Below are 240 nucleotides of genomic sequence, written 5' to 3'. Positions count from 1 at the left end.
ATTACATAGGATGTAATAATGCAAAAATCACTCTTCAAATTGACCTTATTGGCGACGGTTATCTTAGGTATCAGCGCCTGTAGCGGCGACAACAAAACTACAGATGACTCTGCTGCCAGCTCAGACGCTAAAGCCGCGAAAACCCTACTTTATTGTTCAGAAGGCAGCCCTGCTGGCTTTGATCCCGCACAGTACACCGCAGGTACTGATTTTGATGCGAGCGCCTATCCTATCTATAAT

1 pseudogene is annotated in these 240 nt (G+C 45.8%); it reads left to right on the top strand.

What is annotated here, in order from left to right:
• Positions 1-18: 18 nt before the first annotated feature.
• Positions 19-240: pseudogene (locus AAEY93_RS21040) on the top strand (ABC transporter substrate-binding protein); the annotation flags it as partial.

The sequence above is a fragment of the Shewanella sp. CAL98-MNA-CIBAN-0140 genome (assembly GCF_040309905.1).
Taxonomy (GTDB): Bacteria; Pseudomonadota; Gammaproteobacteria; order Enterobacterales; family Shewanellaceae; genus Shewanella; species Shewanella psychromarinicola.
The sequence above is the reverse complement of the archived record's forward strand: the minus strand, read 5'-3'. Positions and strand labels throughout refer to the sequence as shown.